12 protein-coding genes are annotated in these 15,575 nt (G+C 58.9%); 11 read left to right on the forward strand and 1 reads right to left on the reverse strand.

Annotated elements, in window-relative coordinates; translation table 11 throughout:
- The first annotated feature begins 3 nt into the window (after window positions 1–3).
- From bamA to rpmE, 4 genes are all read left to right on the forward strand, one after another.
- Complete coding sequence (gene bamA, locus DMP17_RS02300; RefSeq protein ID WP_337827466.1) at window positions 4–2,754, forward strand: outer membrane protein assembly factor BamA; 2,751 nt, start codon at window positions 4–6, stop codon at window positions 2,752–2,754.
- The gene (locus tag DMP17_RS02305) at window positions 2,754–3,362 is read left to right on the forward strand and encodes an OmpH family outer membrane protein (RefSeq protein WP_337827467.1); all 609 of its coding nucleotides are present in this window, start codon (window positions 2,754–2,756) and stop codon (window positions 3,360–3,362) included. Before bamA ends, DMP17_RS02305 begins: the two co-directional genes overlap by 1 nt.
- Window positions 3,363–3,367: 5 nt before the next feature.
- Entirely contained in the window at window positions 3,368–3,847 is a 480-nt protein-coding gene (gene fabZ, locus DMP17_RS02310; protein WP_337827468.1) for a 3-hydroxyacyl-ACP dehydratase FabZ, read from the forward strand.
- Between the two features lie 134 nt (window positions 3,848–3,981).
- Complete coding sequence (gene rpmE / locus DMP17_RS02315) at window positions 3,982–4,209, forward strand: 50S ribosomal protein L31 (protein WP_337827469.1); 228 nt, start codon at window positions 3,982–3,984, stop codon at window positions 4,207–4,209.
- Window positions 4,210–4,462: 253 nt separating this feature from the next.
- Here rpmE and glpK read toward each other — a convergent pair whose 3' ends face one another.
- Entirely contained in the window at window positions 4,463–5,944 is a 1,482-nt protein-coding gene (gene glpK, locus DMP17_RS02320) for a glycerol kinase GlpK (protein ID WP_337827470.1), read from the reverse strand.
- A 79-nt stretch (window positions 5,945–6,023) separates the two neighbouring features.
- Between glpK and glpD the strand changes: the two genes are divergently transcribed.
- The 7 genes from glpD to DMP17_RS02355 all read left to right on the forward strand — a co-directional run bounded on the left by glpD (window position 6,024) and on the right by DMP17_RS02355 (window position 15,424).
- Window positions 6,024–7,532 carry a glycerol-3-phosphate dehydrogenase gene (gene glpD, locus DMP17_RS02325; RefSeq protein WP_337827471.1) on the forward strand — a complete coding sequence of 503 codons (1,509 nt, stop codon included), beginning with the start codon at window positions 6,024–6,026 and terminating at the stop codon, window positions 7,530–7,532.
- Window positions 7,532–8,086, forward strand: a complete 555-nt coding sequence (locus tag DMP17_RS02330) for an SOS response-associated peptidase family protein (protein WP_337827472.1) — start codon at window positions 7,532–7,534, stop codon at window positions 8,084–8,086. The genes glpD and DMP17_RS02330 overlap by 1 nt, the downstream gene beginning before the upstream one ends.
- A 303-nt stretch (window positions 8,087–8,389) precedes the next feature.
- Window positions 8,390–11,188 carry a TonB-dependent receptor plug domain-containing protein gene (locus DMP17_RS02335; RefSeq protein WP_337827473.1) on the forward strand — a complete coding sequence of 933 codons (2,799 nt, stop codon included), beginning with the start codon at window positions 8,390–8,392 and terminating at the stop codon, window positions 11,186–11,188.
- Window positions 11,189–11,244: 56 nt separating this feature from the next.
- Window positions 11,245–12,822 carry a sodium:solute symporter gene (locus DMP17_RS02340; RefSeq protein ID WP_337827474.1) on the forward strand — a complete coding sequence of 526 codons (1,578 nt, stop codon included), beginning with the start codon at window positions 11,245–11,247 and terminating at the stop codon, window positions 12,820–12,822.
- Window positions 12,815–13,729 (forward strand): N-acetylmuramic acid 6-phosphate etherase, encoded by a 915-nt coding sequence (locus DMP17_RS02345; protein WP_337827475.1) that lies wholly within the window; start codon window positions 12,815–12,817, stop codon window positions 13,727–13,729. Before DMP17_RS02340 ends, DMP17_RS02345 begins: the two co-directional genes overlap by 8 nt.
- Complete coding sequence (locus DMP17_RS02350; protein ID WP_337827476.1) at window positions 13,729–14,472, forward strand: GntR family transcriptional regulator; 744 nt, start codon at window positions 13,729–13,731, stop codon at window positions 14,470–14,472. Before DMP17_RS02345 ends, DMP17_RS02350 begins: the two co-directional genes overlap by 1 nt.
- Before the next feature lie 19 nt (window positions 14,473–14,491).
- Window positions 14,492–15,424: an acyltransferase family protein gene (locus DMP17_RS02355; protein ID WP_337827477.1), complete on the forward strand. Its 933-nt coding sequence runs from the start codon at window positions 14,492–14,494 to the stop codon at window positions 15,422–15,424.
- Window positions 15,425–15,575: the final 151 nt, after the last annotated feature.

Here is a 15,575-nt window from a genome sequence, read left to right on the forward strand (position 1 = left end):
CGCGTGACAGCGAAAAACAACCAGAGCGGTGGCCAGTTTCATACCTCGCGCCGTTTTATGGCCGTGCTGCTGACGGGAACAATCCTCGTCTCGATGGCGGTGCCCGCTGCGGCCCAAACCGCGCCTGCGCCAGCACCCGCACCGGCTGCGCAAGACCCCGCTGCCCAAACCGCCCCCTCGCTGGTGACGACGCAGCAGGTCGGCACGATCCGTTCGGTAGTCGTCGTCGGCAACCAGCGCCTCGAACCCGACACAGTCTTATCCTATATCCGCCTGCGCCCCGGCCAACCTTATACGCGCGCGTCGTTGGACGAGGCGCTCAAGGATCTTTACGCGACCGAATTGTTCGCTGACGCGCAGATTACCGATAATCAGGGCGCGTTGGTCATTCAGGTCAAGGAAAATCCGGTCATCAACCGCGTCATCCTTGAAGGCAATAAGCGCCTCAAAGAAGATAAAATCCGCCCTGAAATCAAGATGCAGGCGCGCCAGATTTATACGCGTTCCAAGGTCCGCGCCGATGTTGCGCGCATCCTTGAACTTTACAAGCGCCAAGGCCGCTATGCCGCGAGCGTCGAACCGAAGATGGTCCAGCTTGACCAGAACCGCGTCGACATCGTGTTCGAAATCAACGAAGGGCCGAAATCCAAGGTCCGCCAGATCAACATTATCGGCAATACCCAATTTTCCGATGGCGAATTGCGCGGCGAAATGGCGACCAAACAGGCTGGTCTCACCACCATCCTCAGCGGTAATACCAGCTATGACCCCGACCGCATGGCTTATGACCAGCAAAAGCTGCGTCAATTTTACCTGACTGAAGGCTATGCCGATTTCCGCGTAGTGTCGGCGGTGGCCGAGCTTACCAGCGACAAGCAGGACTTCATCATCACCTATGTAGTCGAAGAAGGCGAACGCTATAAATTCGGCGATGTGAAGGTCGAAAGCGAATTGCGCGATTTCCGTCCGGAAATGCTGCAGGCCACGCTGCCGATGAAGCAGGGCGATTGGTATAATGCCAAGCTGGTCGAAGATACGGTCGACCGCCTCACCGAAACCGCCGGTATGTTCGGCTATGCGTTTGCCGATATTAATCCGCAATTTTCGCGCGATAAAGACGCCAAGACCATGGGCATCTTGTTCAAGGTCGGGGAATCACCGCGCGTTTATGTCGAACGTATCGATGTGAACGGCAATACGCTGACGCAGGACAAGGTTGTCCGTCGCGAATTCCGTTTGAATGAAGGCGATGCGTTCAATACTTTCGCCGTCAAGCGTTCGGAAAACCGCATCAATTCGCTCGGCTATTTTCAGGAAAATCTGAAAATCGAACAAAAGCCCGGCAGCGCACCGGACCGCATCATATTGGAAGCCAATGTCGAAGAAAAATCGACCGGCGAATTACAGCTTTCGGCCGGTTTCTCCAGCCTTGAAAGTTTCATTTTGAATGGCTCGATCCGCCAGCGCAACTTCCGCGGGAAAGGGCAACAGCTTGGCGCCTCGGTCAACTGGTCGAGCTATTCCAAATCGGCGGAGCTGAGCTTTACCGAACCCTATCTGTTCGACCGCAATATTGCATTGAGCGGCAGCATTTACCGCCGCGACCTCAACTCGTTCAACTTCATCAATTCGAACGAGCGCAAGACCACATTCGAACAATCGACCACGGGTGCGTCCATCCGGATCGGTGTGCCGCTCACGGAATATATGACGATGCAGGGGCGCTATACATTCAATCTGGACAAGGTCAGCCTCGACAAGGATATTTATTATTTTGGCGGCAAGTGCGATCCTTATATTGCGGGCCGTTATCTTTGCGATGCTATCGGCAAGCGCACCACCTCGCTTCTGGGTTATACCATCGCCTATGACCGCCGCGACAACAGCTTGCGCCCGACGCGCGGTCACAGCATCGCGCTTAGTCAGGATTTTGCTGGCCTTGGCGGGGACGTCAAATATCTGCGCACTTCGCTCAATGCCGACAAATATTGGAATTTGGGCAAGGGCTTCATCTTCTCGGTACAGGCGCAAGGCGGCTATATCCACCCGTTCGAAAAGAGCCGTGGTCCCGGCATAGACGAGATCCGTCTGAACGACCGTTTCTTCCTCGGCGAACCGCAAATGCGTGGATTCGATATTCGCGGCATCGGTCCGCGCGTTCTCAAATATTATGCCGATATGTCAGATAAGGCGGCAATTGACATTACCGACCCCAAAAACCCCGTTTTCAACCTTTTCCGCAAAGGCGCGGTGGACGATGCGTTGGGTGGCCGGGCTTTCTATATGGGCCGTGCCGAACTGGAAATTCCGATGGGATCCGGAACCAAATCCATGGGCTTGCGCCCTTCGGTCTTTGTTGACATCGGTTCGGTGTGGAGAGTGAAGACGCCGACGCTGACCACGCTTGAAAATACATTTACCGATGTTGTCGGCGGGGAAAAAATCATCAAATCCATTTGCCGCAACGGGACCACCGGAGAGCAGAAATTTGCGACCCAATCGGTAACCACCGGCGACAACGGAACAACGATAACGGGCACGCAGTATAATGTCTGCCCGGAAGGCTTCACCGCCCTTTCCCCGTTTGAAGAACGTTTTTATGGTAATTCGGCCAAGCCGCGTCTTTCTATTGGTGTCGGCGTCAACTGGAATTCCCCATTTGGTCCGTTCCGCATCGACGTGGCGCGTGCCCTTCTCAAAGAACCCGGCGACGATACAAAATTGTTCACCTTTAATGTAGGAACCCAATTCTGATGAAAAAGACTCTTCTGACCATTCTGGCCGTTGGTGCTGCCGCGGCTGTTCCGTCCATCGCGCAGGCGCAAAAGATCGGCCCCGCCGTTGTTGCGGTTGTTGATCGCGAGCGTATCTTTGCCGAATGCACCGCGTGCAAGGCGGCACAAACCCAGCTTCAGACCCAGCTTCAGCAGCTCCAGACCCGTGCGCAGCAGCTCGGCCAGCCGCTCCAGACCGAAGCCCAGTCGCTCGACACCGCTATTCAGGCGCTGAACGGCAAAGCTCCCGACGCCGCGCTGCAACAGCGTGCGACCGCGTTCCAGCAGAAGCAATCGGCAGCACAGCAGGAAATCGCACGCGGCGAACAGACGTTCGGTCGTAACCGCGCTTATGTTGCAAAGCAGATCGAAGATCGCCTGAACCCCATCGTGACCCAGCAAATGACCGCCAAGGGTGCGAATATTGCGCTCGACATGGCGGTGACGATGGCGACCGCAAAGTCGGTGGACATCACCAATGATGTGCTGGCCGAACTGAACCGCCAGCTTCCCTCGGTCAATGTTGTAGCCCCTGCGCCGGCCCCCGCTCCGGCGGCAGCTCCGGCACCGGCACCCAAGGGCCGCTAAGACACATGGCAGGCGAAGACACTGCCGCAAATGAAATGCGTGGCCCGCTGGACGTCCGGCGGGTCATGCAACTTTTGCCGCATCGCTATCCGATGCTGCTCGTCGACCGCGTTGTGTCGATGGAATTGGGCAAGAGCATCCATGCGGTCAAAGCCGTGTCGATGAACGAGCCTTTCTTCCAAGGCCATTTTCCGGGCCGCCCGATCATGCCGGGCGTACTGATCGTCGAAGCCTTGGCACAAGCGGCTGGCGTCCTCGCGGTCGAATCGCTTGGCCTCGCCAATTCGGGCAAGCTCGTCTATTTTATGGCGATTGAAGGCGCGAAGTTCAGAAAGCCGGTTGAACCCGGCGTGTTGCTGAGCCTTCATGCCGAAATCCTCCAGCAAAAGCGCACCATTTGCAAATTCAAAGGCCGCGCCGAGCTGGAAGACGGATTGGCGGCGGAATGTGAATTTACCGCAATGATTGCCGACGCGCCGGAATAAGTCGGTAGGCCAGTTCCTAACGGCAACGGATAAACCTTGCTTTAGGCCGCGCTCTGCGATAGGGGCGCGGCTTCGATTTTTACTTGCATCCAAGAGGCTGGTCGGAACCAGCCAATTTATCGGAGCTTATTGACATGAAAAAAGATACCCATCCCGATTACCACATGATCAAGGTCCAGATGACCGACGGCAATGTGTTCGAAACGCGCTCCACCTGGGGCAAGGAAGGCGACACGCTGCAACTCGATATCGACCCGACCTCGCACCCGGCCTGGACCGGCGGCAACAGCCGTCTCCTCGACACTGGCGGTCAGGTTGCACGCTTCAACAAGCGTTTCGGTGGTTTGACGCTCAAGAAATAAGCTTTTCTTGCGCCAAGCAAAAAACGGATGGGCGTCCGGTTTCGGGCGCCCTTTCTTTTTGGGCGGGGTGTGTGGCGACACAATTTTGCCCCTCCCCTTCAGGGGAGGGGTTGGGGTGGGGGTTGTCAGTCAGGCACGGCGTTTGCCGACAAACCCCACCCCACTACGACTAAGAATTTTCGCTTGCGCGTAAAATTCCTAAGTCTCCGTAGGCCCCTCCCCTAAAGGAGGAGGGGCTAGATCACCGCCAGCTTCATCCCAGCAACCGCTCCATCGCGCCGCGCCATTGCACGACCCTTGCGCTGCGCACCTGCTCGTTCATCTGTGGCGCAAAGCTTTGCGTTTCGCCGCGCATCACAGCTGCGGCCTTGAGGTCTGGATAAATTCCGGCCCCAACAGCCGCCAGCATTGCCGCACCCAAGGCGGTGGTTTCGACGAATAAGGGCCGTTCGACCGTCACTTGCAAAATATCAGCCAGATCCTGTGCGATCCAGTCATTGGCGCTCATCCCGCCGTCGATTTTCAAACCCGCCCAATCCGCGCCATCTGCCGCAAAAGCGCGTTGCAAATCATGCGTCTGGTGCGCCATCGCCTCCAAAGCGGCGCGCACAATATGCGCCTTGCCGGTGGCAAAGCTCATACCCGTCATGGTTGCGCTGACATCGGAGCGCCACCAAGGCGCGCCCAACCCGCTCAGCGCAGGGATTAAAGTCACGCCGCCATTATCCTCCACCGAACGCGCCAAGCCTTCGGTTTCCGCGCTCGATCCGATGAGTTTCAACCCGTCACGCAGCCATTGGACGAGCGACCCCGCGACAAATACCGACCCTTCCAGCGCATAATGCCGCTCGCCTTGCTGCTGGTACAGGATGGTGCCGAGCAAGCGGTTGGTCGAGACGGGCTTTTTCGTGCCCGTATTGGTCAGCACAAAGGCTCCTGTGCCAAAGGTCGCCTTGGTTTCGCCGACCGACAGACAGGCTTGCCCGATGGTCGCGGCCTGCTGGTCGCCAGCAATGCCGGTGATCGGAATAGCGGCGCCGGTTAGCCGCGCGTCGCTAGCACCGAATGTCCCGATACTGTCGGCGATGGTCGGTAAAATCTCCATCGGCACCCCGAACAGCGTGCAAAGTTCTGCATCCCAGCCGCCTTTTTCGATGTCCATCAAAGCGGTGCGCGAGGCATTAGACGCATCGGTCAGATGCCGCGCGCCGCCGGTGAGTTTATAAACAAGCCAGCTATCGATGGTTCCCACCGCAAGGCGGCTTCCGGCGCGCTTGAGCTCCGGCCAATTTTCAAGCGCCCAGCCGATTTTGCTCCCAGAAAAATAAGGGTCGAGCAGCAGGCCAGTCTTGGCCTGCACCATCGTTTCCGCACCCTCGACTTTGAGCGCGGCACAGCGATCTGCGGTGCGCCGGTCCTGCCACACAATGGCGCGGGTGAGCGGTTGCCCGCTTTCCTTATCCCAAAAAACTACGGTTTCGCGCTGGTTGGTGATGCCGATGGCGGCAATTTCGCCCGCGCCGCCCGCATGGGCAATCATTTCGAGCAAGCAGGTGAGCGTCTTATCCCAAATCTCGCCTGCATCATGTTCGACGAGACCCGGCGCTGGATAATATTGGGTGAGGTCGCGCTGCGCACTCCCCAGCAATGTCCCGCCCGCATCAAACAGCATCGCGCGCGTCGATGTCGTGCCTTCGTCGAGAATGATAATCTTACTCTGGCGGTTGCCTGTCATGCGCTTCCCCTTATGAGGGAGAATAGAGCGCGACGCGCGGATGGGGTCAAGCCGCGTTGCAAAAGGAATGGCGGCCAAAATGTATGATCTTCTGGTGATAGGCGGCGGGATTAACGGCGTAGGCGTCGCGCGCGATGCGGCGGGGCGCGGCTATAAGGTGCTGCTCGTCGAAAAGGAGGATTTGGCGAGCCATACGTCAAGCGCGTCCACGAAACTCATCCACGGCGGCCTGCGCTATCTGGAACATTATGACTTTGCGTTGGTCAGGAAAGCCCTTGGGGAGCGCGAGATTTTGTTGCGCGCGGCCCCGCATATTATCTGGCCGCTGCGTTTCATCCTGCCGGTAGTGGAGGGGATGCGGCCTGCCTGGTTGCTGCGGCTGGGCCTGTTTCTCTACGATCATCTGGGCAAGCGCGAATTGCTCCCCGGCACCGACACGCTACGCCTGCGTCATGTGCGCGAGGGCGCGCCGCTCCATCATGATCTGGTGACGGGCTTTGCCTATTCGGATTGCTGGGTCGATGATGCGCGATTGGTGGCGTTGAACGCGGTCGATTTTGTCGCACGCGGCGGGGAATTACGTTCCCGCACCGCTTGCACCGGCCTCCAGCGCAGGGACGGCCATTGGCAGGCCGAATTGGGTGACGGCACCAGCGTCGAGGCGCGCAAGATCATAAATGCGGGCGGGCCTTTTGTCGACCGCATCATCGCCCAATATCGCGCGCATGATGAAGCCGCCCATGTGCGGCTCGTCAAAGGCAGCCATATCATCGTGCCGCGCCTCCATGATGGCGATTGGGCCTATATGTTCCAGCAGGAAGACGGCCGGATTATCTTCGCTATCCCCTATGAGGAAGCGTTCACGCTCATAGGCACGACCGAGGTATCGGTAGGGACGCCGGAGGAGGGGACCGCCATTTCGGAGGCCGAAACCGCCTATCTGGTTGCGGCGGCGAACCGTTATTTTCTCCACGATATCACGGCGGATGATGTGGTGTGGAGCTATGCCGGGGTGCGCCCGCTCTATGAAGATCATGCCAAGGATGCGAGCGCGGTAACGCGCGACTTTGTGTTGGCGCTGGACGTAGGGGAGGGCGGAAGTGACGCGCCGATCCTCTCCATTTTCGGGGGTAAAATCACCACCTATCGCGAGCTGGCCGAAACCGTGCTGGAGCGGGTCGAGGATGCGCTGGGGGCGCAAGGCGCGCCTTGGACCGCACGCGCGCATTTGCCGGGCGGCGATTTTGCCGTCGGGGATATTGCGGTGGAGCGCCGGAAGCTGGAGGCGGCTTATCCCAAGCTGGGCAAGGCATATCTGCACCGTCTTTTCCGTTGCTATGGTAGTAAAACCAATATTTTATTGGGTGATATTGCCATGTTTTCCGAACTGGGCCGCGATTTTGGCGGGGGTTTGACCGAAGCCGAAGTCCGCTATCTGGTCGCACAGGAATTTGCACGCGCGCCCGACGATATTTTATGGCGGCGGACCAAATGCGGGCTGCATATGCGCGGCGAAGAACGCGCGGCTTTTGCGGATTGGTTTGCGGTTGAATATCCCGATATCCCAACATCTTCCGGGGTAGATTGATGCACCAATATCAACTTGATGCCAGCGCTCCTGCCATAGGTGACCATTTCCGCGCGAGCATTGGTCAGGATGTGTGGGAGGAGGGCACGGTCAATGCGCTGTCGCCTGCGCCGGTCATCACCGCGCGGCCCGATGGCAAGCGGATGTTGCGGCCCTTTTTCTGGGGCTATCCCCCGCCAAAGGGCGGAGACGCGGCAGTGCTGACCGTGCGCAATCTGGAAAGCCCGTTCTGGATTGGAAATTTACGCCATGTGGGGCTGCGCTGCCTGGTGCCCGCTACCAGCTTCACCCTCCGCGCCAAGGGACGGGCGGTGGAATGTGGTGTGGTGTCGGGCGGATTGTTCGCCTTTGCCGGGATTTGGAAAGACACGACCGACTATCCCGCCTTTGCGATTGTCACCACCGACGCCAACCGTGCGCTGGTGGACCGAGGCGTGTTTTCAATGCCGGTGATTTTGGATGCGGCCGAACAGGCCCATTGGCTGACCCAAGATTGGCGTCAAGCGCAGAAATTGGTGGAAAGCTATCCGAGCCAATTATTGCGGGTGGGGTGAAAAAAACAGTTCCTCCCCGAGCTTGCTCGGGGAGGGGGACCGTTCGCCAAAGGCGAATGGTGGAGGGGTGGTGAGCGTAAGCGAACCCCCTTCATCTCCGACAGCTCGGCACGCTCGCTATCGCTCGCAACCCCTCCGTCACGCGCTAACGCGCGCGCCACCTCCCCGAGCAAGCTCGGGGAGGAGCTAGGGGCAATGTTGCGCTACGCTCCTCCGGCAGAGTTTCCTCCCCATAAAAATTGGTATCAAAATGGTATTGCATGGCGCGTGAAGCTGGGATAATTCGCGTTACAAATTCATGACATGATGCCTGCCCGTGGGGGCAAGACAAAAAGGGGAAGTCTGATGGTTTCTAATGTTTCGCGCCGCCTGATGGGCGGGAGTGCTGTGCTGGCGGTGTCGATGATGTTGGCGGCGGTCCCGGCTTATGCGCAGGATCAGCAAGAGGCGGCCAGTGACGCGAGTGTTGCTGCGGAAACATCGGGCGAGAGCGACATTGTCGTCACCGGCACGCGCATCCGCTCGCCGGGCCTCACTTCGACCAGCCCCGTCAGTGCCTTGGGCGGCGAGCAGATCAAGCTGCAACGCGCGGTCACGATTGAAGACTTCACCGCCAAAGTCCCGCAGCTTGCGGGCGGCGTCAATGCAACTTCGGTCGGCAGCGATGCTTTTGGCGCGCAAACGCTGGACCTGCGGAACTTGGGCCAGAACCGCACTCTTGTGCTGGTCAACGGCACGCGCGCGCTGCCCTTCAGTTTCCGCAACGCGGTCGATGTGAACACGATTCCGGCGGCTTTGCTCGATCGGGTCGATGTGCTGACGGGCGGCGCTGCTGCGGTTTATGGTGCGGATGCGGTTGCCGGCGTCGTCAACTTCATCACCAAGCGCAACTATGAAGGCATCACCGCCAATGCGAGCTATCGTGCGGTCAGCAGCGGCGGGTCGCAAGCGAGCGCGCATTTGATGGCGGGCGCAAACCTTGGAGATCGTGGCAATATCCTCGGCTATGTCGAATATACCGACCGCAATGCGCTGCTCGCAGGCAAGCGTAATTTTGCGCGCAAGGGCGTGGCGACGCTTCCCATTGGCGGCAATTATACCGATGTGGCGAGCGGACGGAAATTTTCCTATGACGCCAATGGCCAGTTCACGCTGACCCCGCAGACGACCGATTATACGCCGGAATTTTTGCTGGTTCAGCCGCTCCAGCGCATCAATGCCGACCTGTTCTTCAACTATGAACTGACCGACGGCATCGAAGCCTATGGCCGCGTGATGTATGCCAAGGTCAAGACTAAGGGCGGCACCCGTTCGGGCCAGAACCCGATTACGACGGGGGCGGCGGGCATCAATGTCCAGATCCGTCAAGATAATCCCTATCTCGATGCGCAAGCGCGCTCGATGCTGACCTTTGTGAATGGCGTCGCGACGGTCAATGTGCAAAAGTCGCTGGGCGAGCTTGGCACCACTTATGCCGCCAATGAGCGCAACAATATTCAAGGCCAGATTGGCCTGCGCGGTGATTTAACTCCCGCGATCCGTTGGGACGCTTATTATCAATATGGCCGCTCCAAGGAAGAAATTACGGTCAAGAATGACGGCCTCAAATCGGCGTTCGCGGGCCTTGCCAACGCCACCGATATTTTCGGCCCCGGCGGCGATTATTCCCCGCTCGTGCGCGATTTCGACTATGGCGACCGCACCCGTATCCAGCAGGTCGCATCGGCCTATCTGTCGGGCGATAGCAGCGATTTCTTCAATGGGTGGGCCGGGCCGTGGGGCTTTACCGCAGGCTATGAATATCGCCACGAAAAGGGCAAGTTCGATTATGGCGCGGATTTGGGCCTGTCGTTCAACCAAGGCGCGGAAAGCTCGCCGGTGGTCGACCCGTTCATCAGCGTGCATGAATTGTTCGGCGAACTTATTGTGCCGGTCATCAAGGATGTGCCGCTCATTCAAAAACTTACCGTCGAAGGTGCGTATCGCCAAAGCTGGTACACCCGCTCCTTCGGCGTGAAGCAGGATTATGCGACGCATAAGCTTGGCGTCAACTGGACGGTGAGCGATGATCTGCGCCTGCGCGGCACACGTCAGACGGTCATCCGCGATCCCAATCTTGGCGAATTTGCGAACCCGATCTTCTCGATTCCGTTCGCCAATCTACGCACCGTTGCGCGTCTCTTCCCGCGCTATGCTGGCGACCCGTGCGTCGGCGCGACCAATCAGGCGACAATCAGCCAATGTACGGCGATGGGCTATAAAGGCGCTTATGATTCCGACAATCCGGCGAACCTTAAGGGGCAATATTATTTCGGCGGCAACCCCACCATCCATGCGGAAAAGGGCAAGACCTGGACCGCAGGCGGTGTATTGACGCCGCGATTCCTGCCCGGCTTCATGCTGTCGGTCGACTGGTACAAGATCAACATCAAGGATGCGGTCGGACAAATCCAGCCGGTCGATGCGATTTCAAGCTGTTATGTGACTGATCCGCGCGCAGACAATCCGCTGTGTCAGGCGATTACCCGCGACCCCGCCACCGGCTATCTGCTCCACGCCTATGTCGATGACCGCAACTTGGCGTCGATCAAGCAGGAAGGCATCGACATTGAAGCGCGCTATGGCTTTGATGTGCCGTTCGGCCTGCCGGGCAAGCGGTGGAATTTCGGCTATGTCGGCTCGATTGTGACCGATTATTCGATCCGCCGCAACGCGGTGCTGGAGCCGGTTGATTGTAAGGGCAGCTATGGTGCGCGCTGTTCGTCCGACCTTGTGACGCTTGTTGCCCCCGATTACCGCCACCGTGCGACCTTCACCTGGGACAGCGAACCGCTCACCGCGCAAATCGGCTGGACCCGCATCGGGTCGGTCAAGGATTCGACCGTCGGTAGCACCGCAAAAATCCCGGCCTATAATTATTTCGACCTTAATTTCAGCCTGCGCCCGACGCCGCTTCAAGGGCTGGAACTGGGTTTCGGGGTCGATAATCTCTTTAACAAAAAGCCGCCGCTTCCCAAAAATGCGGGGGCCTATAATACCTATCCCGATACTTATGATGTGCTGGGCACGACCTTTGGTGTGTCGATTACCTATAAGCATTGATGTTATGATGCGGGGTGTCTCATAAAGGCACCCCGTTATCTCGTTAGGGTGGGCCGATGAACGCACTTTCCTTTACCGCTTTCGACTGGGCGATTTTGGGTGGCTATGTGCTGATCCTTGCGGTGGCGGGCTATTTGTCGACGCGCCGCGATATGACCAAGGCCGACGATTATTTCCTTGCCAGCCACCATGCGCCGACATGGCTGGTAGCGGTGTCGGTGTTATCGACGGTGCAGTCGGCGGCGACTTTCCTTGGCGTTCCGGACAATAGTTTCCGTGGCAATTATACTTATATTATGAGCACGGTCGGCGCGTTGATCGGCGCTTGGGTGGTCGCAACGGTTCTCATCCCGCGCTTTTATGCGATGGGTGCGTCCACTGTTTACGAACTGCTTGAGCAACGCTTTAACGTGACCGCAAGACGCGCGGCGGCGGCGATGTATCTGGTCGGGCGCGTGTTGGCGAGCGGAGCGCGGCTTTATCTTGCGGCCATTGCCGTGTCGATGATCGTGTTTCTTGATGTCCAGCCTTCGCACATCATCATTGCCTCCTTCATCCTGCTGATTTTCGGGCTGGTATTCACCTTCATGGGCGGATTGAATTCGGTCATCTGGAGCGATCTGGTGCAGGTCGTGCTGTATGTCGGCGCGGCGATCATGGTGCTGGTTTTCCTGCTCATGAAAATTCCCGCGAGCGTGCCGGAGATTATCGAAGGGCTGCGCCACGCGCCCGATGGCGTCAACAAGCTGCAAATGGTCGATAGCTCCTTGAGCCTCACCGCGCCTTTTTCGGTGCTGGCAGCCTTTACAGGACTTGTGTTGATTAACCTTGCCAATTCGGGGCTGGATCAGGACACGACGCAGCGCCTTCTCGCCTGCCGCGATTCCAAAGATGGTGCGCGCGCGCTTTATGCGTCGGTCTGGGTGTCTATCCCGGTCATTTTCCTGTTCCTGATGATCGGCTCGCTCCTTTATATTTTCTATGAACGGCCCGACCTTATGGGGACCAGCGCGAGCCAGATTTCGAAAAATTTCCAAGGCGAGAAGATTACCGTCTTCATGCACTTCATCCTAAGCGAAATTCCTCCGGGCTTACGCGGGCTGGTGACGGTCGGCGTGATTGCAGCGGCGGCAATCAACTCCGGTGTGATTTCCATGTCGGCGGTGTTCGTGAATGATTTCTATCGCCCGTGGAAGGAGCGGCAGGGGCAGGAAAAGCCGAGCGAGCAACATTATATTTTCGCCGGTCGTGTGACGATGATTATCATCGGCCTTGCGCTCTTCGCCATGTCGATCCTGTGCTATTATTGGCAACGCTATAGTAACAGCCCGCTGCTTGAATTTGTGCTGGGCGTGATGGCGTTCGCTTATTCCGGGCTGCTCGGTGTCTATTTTACGGCAGTGTTTACCAAGCGCGGATCGGCGGCCTCGGTCATCGCCGCACTTGTCATCGGCTTTGTAACGATCCTGTTGTTCCAGCCCTATGTGGTGGACAGCCTCGGCCTGCCGGTAATGCTCAAAAATATTGCCTTCCCGTTCCAGCTTTGCTTCGGTACGCTGGTCGCCACACTGGTTTGCCTGACGGGCAACCAGAATAAGGCGGCACCGGCAGCGGGAGAGCGCGCATATGGCTGATACCGAAAGCGTCGATCCGCTCTATGCGGACATAGACCGTTGGCCGACGGCGGATGCGGTGCAGGCGATGATTGACGGGCAGGCCGCCGCGATTGCCGCACTCCACAGCCAGACTCAGGCGATAGCGGACGCCGCCGATGCGGCTGCCGACAGGATGGGCGATAAAGGCCGCCTTCTTTATGCAGGCGCGGGCACATCGGGGCGCGTCGCGGTGCAGGATGGTGTCGAACTTGGCCCGACCTTCGGCTGGCCCGAAGCGCGGCTCGGCTATCTGATGTCGGGCGGTATGGGCGCTTTGGCGGCGAGCGTCGAAGGCGCGGAAGATGATGGCGCTGCCGCGCGCGCGGAAATAGCGGCGCTGGGTGTCGGAGCCGACGATGTCCTCATCGGTGTGGCGGCGAGCGGGCGCACCCCTTATACTATCGCTGCGGTCGAGGCCGCCAGAAAGGCAGGCGCGCTCACCATCGCGATTGCCAATAACCCGGACGCACCATTGCTTGGCGCCGCCGATCATGCCATCCTTGCGCAAACGGGGAGCGAGATATTGGCTGGGTCCACCCGCATGAAAGCAGGCACCGCGCAAAAAGCGGTCCTCAATATCCTGTCCACCGCGATCATGCTCCGGCTGGGGCGAGTCTATCGCGGGCTGATGGTCGATATGGTCATTTCCAACGAAAAGCTTGGCCACCGCGCCGCGCGGATTGTCGCGCAACTGGCGGGGTGTAGCTTGGAGGCCGCTTATGCCGCGCTCGATGCGGCGGACCGCAATATCAAGGTCGCGACGCTTATCGCAATGGGTGCGGACAAGGCGCGCGCAAAGGCGCTGCTTGCCGACCATAAGGGCCGTCTGCGCGGCGCGGTCGATGCGCTGGCGGCGGCCAGACACGCGGCAAAGGACATGACCTGATGGCGCGGCGGCGGGTGGAAATTTACGGCGACCAATATTCGCCGCTTTATGTCCAGATCGCCAATGATCTGCGCGACCGCATCATCGAAGGCGATATTGTCACCGGCGAGGCGCTCCCGCCCGAACGCGAATTATGCGACCTTGTGGGGGCCTCGCGCGTCACCGTGCGCAAAGCCATCGAACAGCTTATCGACGAAGGATTATTGCAGCGCAAACAAGGCTCCGGCACCTTTGTGACCCAACGCATCCAGGCTGCGGGATCGCATCTGTCGAGCTTTACCGAAGATGCGCGCGCGCGCGGCGATAATGTCGATACAATCTGGATCCGCCGCGATTATGGCGATGCCGATGATAATGAAGCCGCACTGCTCGCCATCGAGCCGGGGTCGAAAATCGCGCATCTGAGCCGCGTGCGCCTGTCCAATGACGAGCCGCTTGCGGTCGAACATGCGATCATCCCCGCCCATATGCTGCCACCGATCAAGACATTGGGGCCGTCGCTCTATCAGGCCCTGGAGGCCGAAGGAAACCGCCCGGTGTCCGGCACCCAGAAAATCCGCGCCGCGCGCGCGTCCGCTGCCGATGCGTTGCTGTTGTCGATCAGCGAAGGAGCCGAAGTGCTGCGCATAGAGCGCGTCACCCGTAGAGCGGACGGCCAACCGGTCGAACTCACCCGCTCCATTTATCGCGGCGACCGGTTTGAATTTGTGAGCGAATTATCGGGCGCGGTGACGCTTGCGTGACATTCAAACGGCGGTTGCTATGAAAGCGCCGCGCGACCTGTCGCTCGATGCGTTTCGCGGGGTCGATGTGCTGCTCATGGTGCTGGTCAATCTGCAAGGGGCGGGGACCGCCTTTGGCCTCCTAAAACATGCTGAATGGAACGGGCTGACACTCGCCGATCTGGTATTTCCGTGGTTTTTGCTGATGGTTGGCCTGTCGCTTCCGCTCGCGCTCGATAAAGCGCGCACCAGCGGGGCCGCGTTATGGCCCGCGATTATGCGGCGCACTTTGTTGCTTTTTGCGATCGGTGTGCTGCTCGGCTGGCTCATTCGCCCGACCTTGGAGATGGGCGACATACGCTGGACCGGCGTGCTGCAACGCATCGCCATTGTCTATGGCCTATGCGCCGCGATTGTGATGGTGCGCAAAGGGGCAGGGTTCAGCGCCGCGCTCGCCGCGCTTATCCTGCTCGCGCACAGCCTGCTGCTGCTTAAGGTCGGCACCCCCGATGGCGGTGCGCCCAGCCTTGCAGCGGGGGAGGGGCTTGCCGGTTGGCTCGACCAGCATATCCTCCCCGGCCGCGCACATCGCGGGACATGGGATCCCGAAGGATTGCTCTCGACCCTCCCGTCGATAGCGAGCGGGTTGATCGGCGTTGCGGTGATGCAGTTCATGCGCGCGCGTGGGTTGCAAAAACAGACGGGCACGCTCGCGGTCCTTGGCGTCATCCTCGTCGCGATAGGCGTCGCCCTCATGCCCATCCTCCCGCTCAACAAGTCTCTGTGGACCGCCAGTTTCGCGCTTGTGACCGCAGGCATGGGCCTTCTCGTCTGGGCGCTGCTCTACAACCAGCTCGCCGCCACCGGATTAGCCCCGCCACTCGCAGCCCTCCTCTTCTCGCTCGTGACCAGCGGCCTATGCTGCGCCGCGATGCCATTTCTGAAACGCAAGGGCTGGGTGCTGAAACTTTAAGCGAATGAATGCACTGGCGTTTAATGTTACCGCAAAATTTTATATTTACACGCCGCTTGTGCTGGGGTGGTTTTGAACAAGCCCGTACCGAAGCACATTTGTTAGGCTAAACCCTTCGATAGAGCGTCCTTGCGGGCGGCACCCAGAGGGA

Source organism: Pseudonocardia sp. TMWB2A (assembly GCF_017312135.1).

Coding starts and splice junctions, on each gene's coding strand:
- DMP17_RS02305 (WP_337827467.1), top strand. CDS start 2,754: ATGAAAAAGACTCTTCTGACCATTCTGGCCGTTGGTGCTGCCGCGGCT.
- fabZ (WP_337827468.1), top strand. CDS start 3,368: ATGGCAGGCGAAGACACTGCCGCAAATGAAATGCGTGGCCCGCTGGAC.
- rpmE (WP_337827469.1), top strand. CDS start 3,982: ATGAAAAAAGATACCCATCCCGATTACCACATGATCAAGGTCCAGATG.
- glpK (WP_337827470.1), bottom strand. CDS start 5,944: ATGACAGGCAACCGCCAGAGTAAGATTATCATTCTCGACGAAGGCACG.
- glpD (WP_337827471.1), top strand. CDS start 6,024: ATGTATGATCTTCTGGTGATAGGCGGCGGGATTAACGGCGTAGGCGTC.
- DMP17_RS02330 (WP_337827472.1), top strand. CDS start 7,532: ATGCACCAATATCAACTTGATGCCAGCGCTCCTGCCATAGGTGACCAT.
- DMP17_RS02335 (WP_337827473.1), top strand. CDS start 8,390: ATGATGCCTGCCCGTGGGGGCAAGACAAAAAGGGGAAGTCTGATGGTT.
- DMP17_RS02340 (WP_337827474.1), top strand. CDS start 11,245: ATGAACGCACTTTCCTTTACCGCTTTCGACTGGGCGATTTTGGGTGGC.
- DMP17_RS02345 (WP_337827475.1), top strand. CDS start 12,815: ATGGCTGATACCGAAAGCGTCGATCCGCTCTATGCGGACATAGACCGT.
- DMP17_RS02350 (WP_337827476.1), top strand. CDS start 13,729: ATGGCGCGGCGGCGGGTGGAAATTTACGGCGACCAATATTCGCCGCTT.
- DMP17_RS02355 (WP_337827477.1), top strand. CDS start 14,492: ATGAAAGCGCCGCGCGACCTGTCGCTCGATGCGTTTCGCGGGGTCGAT.